This window comes from Herbaspirillum sp. VT-16-41 (assembly GCF_001994935.1).
GTDB lineage: Bacteria > Pseudomonadota > Gammaproteobacteria > Burkholderiales > Burkholderiaceae_D > Herbaspirillum > Herbaspirillum frisingense.
Window position 1 is genome coordinate 151,872 of the sequence record NZ_MUXB01000095.1, and the last position, 10,962, is coordinate 162,833.

The following is a 10,962-nucleotide window of genomic DNA, read 5'->3' on the forward strand; positions in this document are numbered from 1 at the left end:
CAACGTTTGGATACCGTACCCATATGGGTGCAAGCTCTTGCACTCCTGATCCTGATCCTGCTCTCGGCCTTCTTTTCGATGACCGAGACGGCGCTGATGGCCGCCAACCGCCATCGCCTGCGGCACCTGGCCAAACAGGGCAACCGTGCCGCCATCACCATCCTGTGGCTGCTCGATCGCACTGAACGGCTGCTGTCGCTGATCCTGATCGCCAATACCCTCATCAATGCACTGGCCACCGCGCTGGTGACGGCGCTGGCCATTACCGCCTTCGGCAACCACCAGCGCGTGATCACCGCCGCCACCGCCTTCGTGGCGGCCTTGCTGATCATCTTTGCCGAAATCGTCCCCAAGGTGATCGGGGCCACCTATCCCGAACGCATTGCCCTGTTCACCAGTTTCGTGCTCAAGCCGCTCATGCGGCTGGCCAAGCCGCTGATCTGGTTCGTCAACATCTTCGTCTCGGCGATCCTGAAGCTGTTGCGCATCAAGACCGGGGCGCGGGCAGCCGAACAGCGCATCTCGCCGGAAGAACTGCGCTCCATCGTGCTCGAAGGCGGCAGCTTCATCCCGCAGAAGCACAAGAGCATCCTGCTGAACCTGTTCGACCTGGAAAAGATCTCGGTGGAAGACGTGATGACGCCGCGTGCCCAGGTCGAGGCCCTGAACCTGGCCGCGCCGGTGGAAGAGATCCTGCACCAGCTGGCCACCTGCTATCACAACAAGCTGCCGGTCTACGAAGGGGAAATCAACCATATCGTCGGCATCCTGCATGTGCGCAAGACGGTGTCGCTGTTCCGCCAGGAAGAGGACATCAGCCACGACGATATCCGTGCCCTGCTGTCGGTCCCGTATTACGTGCCGGTGGAAACCGACGTCTTCACGCAGCTTCAGTATTTCCAGGAGAATCACGAGCGCCTGGGCATCGTCGTCGATGAATACGGCGAGGTGCAGGGCCTGGTGACCCTGGAAGACATCATCGAAGAGATGATCGGCGAATTCACCACCTCCTCGCCCGGCTCCTCGGGTGAAGGCTTTGGCTGGGACAAGGACGGCAGTTGCCTGCTCGAAGGCAGCACCACCCTGCGCGACATCAACAAGCGCCTGGGCCTGACGCTGCCGCTGGATGGCCCCAAGACCATCAACGGCCTGCTGCTGGAAACCCTGCAGGACATCCCCGAAGCCAGCGTGGCCGTGAAGTTCGAGGGCTGCGTGATCGAAATCGTGCAGGTCCAGAACCAGGCGATCCGCATGGTCAAGCTGATCGCCGTGCCGCAGTCGCAAACGCGAGGCGACTAGGGCCTGTTCCTGTATCGAACTCTGCCGACTTTGACGCAGGCAATCGGCCAGCCCGCTTGGCCGCGCGCAAGCTTGCGTGGGAGACTGGCTCCCCTTTGCGCGGAGGAGTCCCATGCCAGTCATGCAAGCTCAAACCCCGGCGGTGGCCGATGACGATGTCCCGGTAGTACGCCTGCTGCACAAGCTGCTGGCCGACGCCGTCGGCATGGGCGCCTCCGACCTGCATTTCGAACCCTTCGAACACTTCTTCCGCGTGCGCCTGCGCGTCGATGGCGTGCTGCACGAACTGGCGCAGCCACCGCTGACACTGCGCGACAAGCTGGCTACCCGCCTGAAGATCCTGGCGCGTCTGGACATCGCCGAAAAGCGCCTGCCCCAGGACGGCAAGATGCGCCTGGCACTGGCCCAGCGCAGCATCGACCTGCGCGTCTCCACCCTGCCTACGCAGTTCGGCGAAAAGATCGTCCTGCGCATTCTCGATACCGCCCAGGCCAGCTTCTCCATCGCCGAACTGGGCTATGAACCGGCCCAGCAGGAAGCGCTGCTGCAAGCCATCGCCCGACCGCATGGGCTGGTGCTGATGACCGGCCCCACCGGCTCGGGCAAGACGGTCTCCCTGTACGCCTGCCTGCAGCGGCTCAACCGCCCCGGAGTCAACATCGCCACCGCCGAGGACCCGGTGGAAATCAACCTGCCCGGCATCAACCAGGTCGGCATCAACGAACGCGCCGGGCTGGACTTCGCCACGGCGCTGCGCGCCTTCCTGCGCCAGGACCCGGACGTGCTGATGGTGGGCGAAATCCGCGACCTGGAAACCGCCGACATCGCGGTCAAGGCGTCCCAGACCGGGCACCTGGTGCTCTCCACCCTGCACACCAACGACGCCCCCTCGACCCTCACGCGCCTGCTCAACATGGGGGTGCCGGCCTACAACATCGCTGCGTCGGTGAGCCTGATCGTGGCACAGCGGCTGGTACGCAAGCTGTGCCGCTGCCGGCGTCCGGCGCCGGGCAAGCCATCCACCTATGTCCCGCAAGGCTGCCCGGCCTGCAACCAGAGCGGCTATCGCGGCCGCACCGGCATCTACCAGGTGATGCCGGTCAGCGCCGCCATGCAGGCGCTGATCCTGGCCCAGGCCGGCACGCTGGAGCTGGCACGCCAGGCGCAGGCCGAGGGCATCATCGACCTGCGCCGCGCCGGACTGCTCAAGGTCCTGCGCGGCGAAACCAGCATGGGAGAGATCCTTGCCGGCACCTGAACCAAAACACTTCCGCTGGGAAGGCCTGGATCGGTACGGACAGCCGCAGCGCGGTGTCCTGCAGGCCAGCGACGAAGCCCAGGCGCGCGCCCAACTACGCCGCCAGGGACTGCGGGTGGCGCGCCTGCGGCGAGAGGCAGGTAGTGTCGGCAGCACCACCACCCGGGTCGCCCCCCGCAAGCCCTCCCGCGCCCGCATCAGCGACAAGCAGATCGCGCTCTTCACGCGCCAGCTGGCCACCATGCTGCAGGCCGGTCTGCCGCTGCTGCAGTCGCTGGACATCGCCATCCGGGGCGCCGGCCAGGGGCCACTGGCCGGCCTGCTGGGCGAAGTGCGGCAACAGGTGTCACGCGGCGACAGCCTGCACGCCGCGCTGCAGCGCCATCCGCGCCATTTCGATGGCCTGTTCTGCAACCTGGTGCGCGCCGCCGAGGAGGCCGGCATGCTCGACAGCATGCTGGAGCGCATCGCCCTCTATCGCGAGAAGTCGCTGGCGCTGCGGGGCAAGGTCAGGGCGGCGCTGGCCTATCCGGGCGCGGTGGTGCTGGTGGCGATCGTGGTGACCGCCGTCATCATGCTGTGGGTGGTACCGGCCTTCGAGCAGATGTTCCAGCAGTTCGGCGCCGAACTGCCGCTGCCCACCCGCATCGTGATGAACTTGGCGCGCGTGCTGGGCCGCTACTGGCCGATGCTGTTGCTGGGCCTGGCCGTGAGCGGCTTGCTGGCCCTGCATGCCTGGCGCCGCTATCCGGCGCTGCGGGCGCGGGTGCAGCGGCTGAGCCTGTCATTGCCGATCTTCGGCAGGCTGTTGCGACAGGCTGCGCTGGCACGTTGGAGCCGCACCTTCGGCACACTCTTCGGTGCCGGCATCGCGCTGGTGGAAGCGCTGGAAACCGTCGCCGGAGCGGCCGGCAACGTGGTCTTCGCCGAGGCCTCGCTGGCGGTGCGCGATGCGGTGCGCAATGGCGCATCCCTGCATGGCGCGATGCAGGCCACCGGGGTCTTCCCCGACCTGGCGGTGCAGATGACCGCCGTGGGCGAGGAGGCCGGCGCGCTGGACGCAATGCTGGGCAAGATCGCCGAACTCAACGAACGCGAGGTCGACGAAGCCGTCAGCGCCCTCACCAGCCTGATGGAACCCGTTATCATGGCGGTGCTTGGCGTGGTCATCGGCGGGCTGGTGGTCGCGATGTATCTGCCGGTATTTCGCATGGGTTCGGTGGTGTGACGGTAGACGGCACGACCGGCCTGCTGCGGCTACTCCCCCCTGCGCCTTGACTTCACGACCCGATACGACTGAACCCGACCATGCATTTCCTGGAAGCCTACGCCCTCCCCGGCAATCCCGCCCTGGCCGGCCTGGCGGCCCTGCTGGGCCTGCTGGTGGGTAGCTTCCTGAACGTAGTGATCCACCGCCTGCCCATCATGATGCTGCGCGAGACCGCCAATTTTGTGGCGATGGAGCGCGGCGAAGCCCTGCCGCATCAGGATCGCTACGACCTCTGGCTGCCCCATTCCGCCTGCCCGCACTGCGCCCGGCCGCTGGCGCCGTGGCACAAGCTGCCGGTGCTGAGCTGGCTACTGCTGCGCGGCCGCTGCAGTTTTTGCCAGGCCAGGATCAGCCCGCGCTATCCGCTGGTGGAGCTGCTGACCGCGCTCCTGTTCGCCCTGGTGGCCTGGCGCTTCGGACTGGGCGCCACCGGGCTGGCCGTCATGCTCTGCAGCGCCTTCCTGATTGCGCTCGCCTTCATCGATGCCGACACCATGCTGCTGCCCGATGACCTGACCCTGCCGCTGCTATGGCTGGGGTTGCTGGTGAACCTGAACCATCGCCTGGTGGCGCTGCCCGATGCAGTGCTGGGCGCGGCCGCCGGCTATGGCGTGCTGTGGCTGATCTTCTGGATCTTCAAGCTGGCCACCGGCAAGGACGGCCTGGGCTATGGCGACTTCAAGCTCATGGCCGCCCTGGGCGCCTGGCTGGGTTGGCAGGCGCTGCCGCTGGTGCTGCTGCTGGCCTCGGTGATGGGCGCCCTGCTGGGCCTGGCGCTGATGGTCGGCGGGCGCCACCAGCGCGGCCAGGCCATTCCATTCGGCCCCTGCCTGGCCGGCGCCGGCCTGCTGGCCCTGCTGCTGGATGGCACCTGGCTGAACCTGACTCACTTCGCTTACTGAACCTATCCCATGACTTCCTTGACTGAACGCTTCACCATCGGCCTGACCGGCGGCATCGGCAGCGGCAAGACCACGGTGGCCAATCTCTTCGGTGAACTGGGCGCCTCGCTGGTAGATACCGATGCCATCGCCCATGCCCTGACCGCGCCCGAGGGCATGGCCATTGCCCCCATCCGCGCCCATTTCGGCGACGAATTCATCGATGCGCGGGGCGCCATGGACCGCGCGAGGATGCGCCATCACGTGTTTTCCCATCCCAACGCCCGCCATGCGCTGGAAGCGATCCTGCACCCGCTGATCCGCAGCGAGACGGTGCGCCAGGCCGAGGTCGCCACCGGCAGCTACGTCATCTTCGTGGTGCCGCTGCTGGTGGAGTCCGGCACCTGGGTCGGGCGCGCCAGCCGCATCCTGGTGGTCGATTGCCCGGAACAGGTACAGGTGGCCCGCGTCATGCAGCGCAACGGCCTGCAGCGCGACGAGGTGGAAGCCATCATGGCCGCCCAGGCCAGCCGCCAGGCGCGTTTGGCGGTGGCGGACGACGTCATCGACAACGGCGGTGACAATGCCGCGCTGCCCGAACAGGTGAATGCGCTGCATGCGCGCTACCTGGCCCTGGCGGGCGCGCTGTGATCGATGGCGGGGGTGGTGGCGGCAGCAGCGGCGCCACGTTACCTAAGGCTTCATTTGATGAGGGCTGCATTTGTAATTTTCTGCTGCATGGGTCAGAATCACAAACATTGCAATGTTGACGAGGTATTTTGCACCAGCGCGCCTGTCAGCGGCCTTCAACAAGTCCGGTTCACCGATAAAGGGATCATGCTTTGATCGTCTACGAATACCCTTTCAATGAGCGTATTCGCACGCTGCTGCGACTGGAAGACCTCTACGAGAAATTCGTCTTCTTCCTGCACCAGGAAAGCCCGCATCAGCATCACATCGCCCTGGCCACCATTTTCGAAATGCTGGAGGTAGCCGGACGCGCCGACCTCAAGTCCGACCTGCTGCAAGAACTGGAACGGCAGAAACAGATCCTGCTGGCCTATCAGTCCAATCCCAATGTCGAGCCGGAGATGCTCAACGCCATCCTGGCCGAAGTGGACCAGGCCAGCACTGCCCTCTCGGCCGCGCAAGGCAAGACCGGCCAGAACATCCGCGACAACGAATGGCTGATGAGCATCCGTGGCCGCACCATCATCCCGGGCGGCGCCTGCGAGTTCGACCTGCCGGCCTATTACGCCTGGCAACAGCATTCCTTCGAGCGCCGCTTCCAGGACATTTCCAACTGGTTCGCCCCGCTGATCCCCTTGTTCGACGCCATCGGCATCGTCATGCGTCTGCTGCGCGAATCGGGCCATGCCGTGAAGATCAACGCCGAAGGCGGCAGTTACCAGCAGATGCTGCAAGGCAAGGTCTACCAGATGCTGCGCCTGTCGCTGGATATCGAACTGGGTGCGATCCCCGAGATTTCCGCCAACAAGTACATGCTGTGGGTGCGTTTCACCCAGCAGGATGGCGACGAGAAGCCACGCTCCTTCGAGGGTGAAGTCCCCTTCGAACTGGCCCTGTGCGGCTTTTGACCTGTAACGAACGAATTGAAGTAACGCGTATGGCGACGATAGTGGATTGCCCGACCTGTGGCACCAAGGTGGAGTGGAGTGAAAAGAACAAGTATCGGCCGTTCTGCTCCGAGCGCTGCAAGCAAATCGACCTTGGAGCCTGGGCGGAAGAAAAGTACACCATCCCCGCAGTGAACCTGCCGCTGGAAGACGAAGGGGACAAGCCCGTACAGTGATGACGGGCTTTTTCCTTCACATTTGCTCAAATCCCCGCTTTTGAATCCTGCATGGCTGGCAGTGCCAGGGCCGAGGCTTGAGCACGCTCACGCCGGCTCGCCGTAGCGCAACTGGTCCAGCCACTGGATCAGCGGAATGGTCGCCGGCAGCAGCGGCTGCACGCCCACGCTCCCCTGCCAGGCAAAGGCCTGGCCTTCCAGGCTTTGCGGCTCGCCACGCCACTGGCGGCTGATGTAGAAGTGCAGGCGCACATGGGCATGCGGATAGACGTGTTCGACGCCGCACCAGGGTTCGCCGTCCAGCACCTCGATGCCCAGCTCTTCCTTGAACTCCCGCTGCAGGGCCGCGAAGATGCCTTCGCCCGGCTCCACCTTGCCGCCCGGGAACTCCCAGTAACCGGCATAGGGCTTGCCCTCCGGGCGCTGGCCCAGCAGCACGTCGCCGTTGGGCTGCATCAGGATGCCCACGGCGACGTCGATCGGCTTGGCGTTCTGGCTCATCAGGCCTGCGCCTTGCCGGCGTAATCACGGGCGAACTGCCAGGCCACGCGACCCGAGCGGGAACTGCGCTGCAGCGCCCAGCGCAGCGCATCGGCACGGGCTTCGGCGATCTGGGCGTCGGTGCAACCGAAGTGGCGCAGCCAGTGGGCGACGATGTCGAGGAAGTCGTCCTGCTTGAAGGGATAGAAGGTCACCCACAGGCCGAAACGCTCGGAGAGCGAAATCTTTTCTTCCACCGTCTCGCCGGGATGCAGGTCGCCATCCTCGGTGTGGGTATAGGTGCTGTTGTCGGAGAGGCGCTCCGGCATCAGGTGGCGGCGGTTGGAGGTGGCGTAGATGAGCACATTGTCGGACTGGGCCGCAATGCTGCCGTCCAGCGCCACCTTCAGCGCCTTGTAGCCGCCCTCGCCCTCTTCGAAGGACAGATCGTCGCAGAAGACGATGAAGCGCTCCGGGCGCGCCGCCACCAGTTCAACGATGTCCTGCAGGTCATGCAGGTCGTCCTTGTCCACCTCGATCAGGCGCAGGCCACGCTCGGCGTACTGGTTCAGGCAGGCTTTGATCAGCGAGGACTTGCCGGTGCCGCGTGCACCGGTCAGCAGCACGTTGTTGGCCGGGCGGCCTTCGACGAACTGGCGGGTATTCTGGTCAATCTGTTCCTTTTGCGGGCCGATATTGTGCAGGTCGGACAGGCAGATCCGCGAAATCTGGCCCACGGCCTGCAGGTAGCCGGCGCGCTGGGCGGTGGCACCGCGCCAACGGAAGGCGACGGCGGCGTTCCAGTCCGGTTCGCGGGCGGCGGCATTGGGCAGGATGGCTTCGACGCGCGCCAGCAAGGCTTCGGCACGCTGCAGGAATTGGTCTAACTGGGTCATGGTGATCAGTGCTTGGGATGGGCTTGAGAGTAGATGCGACGCCACATTGTGGCGCAACACGGCAGCGGCCGGCGTGAATTAAATTGTTCCGAGGGCGCGGGCATTCATGTTGCCGCCACCATCCCGGGCGCGCCGCCGGCCCGGGGATGGTGGGCGGGCGGGCGCGCGGTGACAGGTCCTGTCAGGAGATCAGGAACGGTAGTCGGCGTTGATCGACACGTAATCGTGCGACAGGTCGCAGGTCCAGATGGAGGCCTTGGCCGTGCCGCGCGCCAGCTTCACACGGACCACGATTTCGGCCTTCTTCATGACGCGCTGACCGTCTTCCTCGCGGTAGTCGGGGTTGCGACCGCCGTCCTTGGCGACCCAGACATCGTCCAGCCAGAGGTTGATCCTGGACACATCCAGGTCGTCGATGCCGGCATAGCCGATGGCGGCCAGGATGCGGCCCAAGTTCGGATCGGAGGCGAAGAAGGCGGTCTTGACCAGGGGCGAGTGGCCGATGGAATAGGCGATCTGGCGGCATTCCTCGACGCTCTTGCCGTCTTCCACGGCCACTTCGATGAACTTGGTGGCACCTTCGCCATCACGCACGATCTGGTGCGCCAGATGCTGCGAGAGGTCGGTGACGGCGGCGGCCAGTTGCTTGTAGTCGTCGCTGTCGGCACTGGTGATCTCCAGTTCGCCGGCGCCGGTGGCCATCAGGATGAAGGAATCGTTGGTCGAGGTGTCGCCATCGATGGTGATGCAGTTGAAGGAGTGGTCGGCGGCATCCTTGACCAGCTGGTTCAGCAGCGCCTGTGGCAGCTTGGCGTCGAAGGCCAGGAAGCCCAGCATGGTGGCCATGTTGGGCTTGATCATGCCGGCGCCCTTGCTGATGCCGGTCATCACCACCTGCTTGCCGCCGATGCTCAGGGTGCGCGAAGCGGCCTTGGGCTGGGTGTCGGTGGTCATGATGGACTCGGCCGCGTTGAACCAGTTATCGGCCTTGAGGTTGCCGATGGCCTGCGGCAGGCCGGCGATGATGCGCTCTGCCGGCAGCGGCTCCAGGATCACGCCGGTGGAAAACGGCAGGATCTGCTGCGGCTCCACGCCCATCTGCTGGGCCAGGGCGGCGCAGACCGACCTGGCGCGCTGCAGGCCTTCTTCACCGGTGCCGGCGTTGGCATTGCCGGTGTTGATGACCAGTGCACGGATGGGCTTGGCGGCGCTCAACTGGGCCAGGTTGGCCTGGCAGATCTGCACCGGTGCAGCGCAGAAGCGGTTCTTGGTGAATACGCCGGCCACGGTGGCGGTCTCGGCCAGCTTCATGACCAGCACGTCCTTGCGATTGGCCTTGCGCACGCCCGCCTCGGCATGGCCGAGTTCGATGCCGGCAACGGCTTTGAGGTCGGAAGGGACGGGGATCGGGGAATTGACGGCCATGGCGAGCTTTCAGCGTAAAAATCGGAACGCGTATTTTAAACACTTTCCGTCACCGGCTGATGACGCAGGAAGCCGGTTTCGACGATCTCGGCGCACATCACTGCCCATTGGGCATACTGGCCGGGGCCGGGGTGGAAGCGGTCCAGCGCCATGCCATGCGGCAAGGCCCATTGCAGCGAGCAGTAGCGCAACGCCGGGTCGCGCCCTATCCAGGCGCGCAATGCGCCATCCAGCTTGCGGGCGCAGCGCCCCAGGTACCAGCGCAGCGGCTGCGGCGCCAACGGCAGCAGATGCATGGGGGGCAAGCCGGAAAAGACGATGTGTTCCACACCGGCCTGCGCCATCAGGCGCTCGCTCAGCCGGCGCAAGTTGGCGACATAACGGCGGGCCGACATCTGCGAGGTCACGTCATTGACGCCCAGCGCCACCACCAGCACGGTGGCCGGGCCGATCTCGTGACGCGTCAGCAGGTCCAGGGCTTCCAGCGAATTGACGCCGCTCTGCGCCACCAGTTGCCAGGCCACCGGCCGGCCGCTGCGGGTGGCGAGCTGGCGCGCCAGCGGCTGGGCCAGCGCCTGCTCCTGATGTTCCACACCGACACCGGCGGCCGAGGAATCCCCGACCACCAGCACCCGCAGCGGCGCGGTGGCAGCGCTGGCGCTGACATAGCTGGCCGGTATCTCCACGCCGCTGCGCGGGCCGCTGGCCTCGGGCAGGCGCAATGCGGTCTTGCGCAGGCGCCTGCCCTGCAGCAACAGCAGCGGTCCGAGCAGGATCTTGGCCAGGATCAACATGCGATGTGCCGGTCAGGGCAGCAGGTTCTTGACCACCACCAGCCAGGGCCGCTGCGCGATCGGCTGCGCCCGGCCCTGGTCATCGACCGGAATCAGCGATTCAGACACCGAGTTGAAGACATTGCCGCCGATCACCCCGGCCCAGCCATCCTCGGCATGGACTTCCACCACCATGTCGCAATGCCCTGCCAGGCCGGGGCGTATCTCGTCGATGGAGGTCGCATTGTTGTTGCCGCGTGGAGCGCAGATCAGGTCACCGGGCGTGAGCGGCTCACTCTCGGGCGGGCGCAGCACGAATTGCGGCGAGGGACGCGACTGGCGGTCCTTGAGGAAGCTCAGGTAGTTGAAATGGGTTTCACTGGGCGCGAAGTCCTGCGGCGCCACATTGCTGCTGACCATCAGCCAGGAAATGAAGGCCGCCGACCAGGCCTGCTGGCAGTCTGCACCAGTCAGGTTCTTGCCGACCGCATGCCAGTATTCGGCCACGCGCTGCACGGCCTCGCCTTCATCTTCCAGCAGGCCCAGGCGCGGAGCGCTGAAGGGATCGTGGCGCATGTCGATCTGCTGGTTGCCGAAGAAATCCCACTCGGCCCTGGCCGCCGCCACCAGCGCCGCGCGGGTGGGCGCAGCAGTGCTGATGGCCACCGCTGGCACGCCGGTGTTGGTGATGGGGATGGCCGGCGTGACCGGGGCATAGCCGGCGTTGTCGCTATCGCGCCATTGCGGCAGCGGCGACGAGGCGCAGCCGGCCAGCAGCAGGGCTGCAGCCAGCGCGCCGCAAAGGGCGGGACGGAAAGACGTGGCGGATATCATCTTCTTGTTCTCCTGGAGGGCGGACAATCTGGC

General features: G+C 65.6%; 12 protein-coding genes. 7 read left to right on the top strand and 5 right to left on the bottom strand.

Translation table 11 applies throughout. The annotated features are described in order from the left end of the window. The first annotated feature begins 6 nt into the window (after nucleotides 1–6). The 7 genes from BTM36_RS07670 to yacG all read left to right on the top strand — a co-directional run bounded on the left by BTM36_RS07670 (nucleotide 7) and on the right by yacG (nucleotide 6,521). Complete coding sequence (locus BTM36_RS07670; RefSeq protein ID WP_077235793.1) at nucleotides 7–1,299, top strand: HlyC/CorC family transporter; 1,293 nt, start codon at nucleotides 7–9, stop codon at nucleotides 1,297–1,299. A gap of 121 nt (nucleotides 1,300–1,420) precedes the next feature. Beyond that, on the top strand, nucleotides 1,421–2,557 hold the full coding sequence (locus BTM36_RS07675; protein ID WP_077235794.1) for a GspE/PulE family protein: 1,137 nt from the start codon (nucleotides 1,421–1,423) through the stop codon (nucleotides 2,555–2,557). Further along, nucleotides 2,544–3,785, top strand: a complete 1,242-nt coding sequence (locus BTM36_RS07680; protein WP_077235795.1) for a type II secretion system F family protein — start codon at nucleotides 2,544–2,546, stop codon at nucleotides 3,783–3,785. Before BTM36_RS07675 ends, BTM36_RS07680 begins: the two co-directional genes overlap by 14 nt. A gap of 80 nt (nucleotides 3,786–3,865) precedes the next feature. Then, nucleotides 3,866–4,729 (top strand): A24 family peptidase, encoded by an 864-nt coding sequence (locus BTM36_RS07685; RefSeq protein WP_077235796.1) that lies wholly within the window; start codon nucleotides 3,866–3,868, stop codon nucleotides 4,727–4,729. A 9-nt stretch (nucleotides 4,730–4,738) separates the two neighbouring features. Continuing rightward, nucleotides 4,739–5,359: a dephospho-CoA kinase gene (coaE, locus tag BTM36_RS07690; RefSeq protein WP_077235797.1), complete on the top strand. Its 621-nt coding sequence runs from the start codon at nucleotides 4,739–4,741 to the stop codon at nucleotides 5,357–5,359. Nucleotides 5,360–5,550: 191 nt separating this feature from the next. Next, nucleotides 5,551–6,306 (top strand): cell division protein ZapD, encoded by a 756-nt coding sequence (zapD, locus tag BTM36_RS07695; protein ID WP_006713184.1) that lies wholly within the window; start codon nucleotides 5,551–5,553, stop codon nucleotides 6,304–6,306. Nucleotides 6,307–6,335: 29 nt separating this feature from the next. Next, nucleotides 6,336–6,521, top strand: coding sequence for a DNA gyrase inhibitor YacG (yacG, locus tag BTM36_RS07700; protein WP_034336666.1), 186 nt, complete (start codon nucleotides 6,336–6,338; stop codon nucleotides 6,519–6,521). An 87-nt stretch (nucleotides 6,522–6,608) separates the two neighbouring features. Here the strand turns inward: yacG and mutT are convergent, their stop codons facing one another. From mutT to BTM36_RS07725, 5 genes are all read right to left on the bottom strand, one after another. Further along, on the bottom strand, nucleotides 6,609–7,022 hold the full coding sequence (gene mutT, locus BTM36_RS07705) for an 8-oxo-dGTP diphosphatase MutT (RefSeq protein ID WP_077235798.1): 414 nt from the start codon (nucleotides 7,020–7,022) through the stop codon (nucleotides 6,609–6,611). After that, nucleotides 7,022–7,897 (bottom strand): ATP-binding protein, encoded by an 876-nt coding sequence (locus BTM36_RS07710; protein ID WP_077235799.1) that lies wholly within the window; start codon nucleotides 7,895–7,897, stop codon nucleotides 7,022–7,024. The genes mutT and BTM36_RS07710 overlap by 1 nt, the downstream gene beginning before the upstream one ends. 189 nt (nucleotides 7,898–8,086) lie before the next feature. Next, the gene (gene argJ / locus BTM36_RS07715) at nucleotides 8,087–9,322 is read right to left on the bottom strand and encodes a bifunctional glutamate N-acetyltransferase/amino-acid acetyltransferase ArgJ (protein ID WP_006713178.1); all 1,236 of its coding nucleotides are present in this window, start codon (nucleotides 9,320–9,322) and stop codon (nucleotides 8,087–8,089) included. Nucleotides 9,323–9,357: 35 nt separating this feature from the next. Further along, entirely contained in the window at nucleotides 9,358–10,116 is a 759-nt protein-coding gene (locus tag BTM36_RS07720; protein WP_077235800.1) for an SGNH/GDSL hydrolase family protein, read from the bottom strand. A gap of 12 nt (nucleotides 10,117–10,128) precedes the next feature. Beyond that, entirely contained in the window at nucleotides 10,129–10,929 is an 801-nt protein-coding gene (locus tag BTM36_RS07725; protein WP_077235801.1) for a DUF2272 domain-containing protein, read from the bottom strand. Nucleotides 10,930–10,962 lie beyond the last annotated feature (33 nt).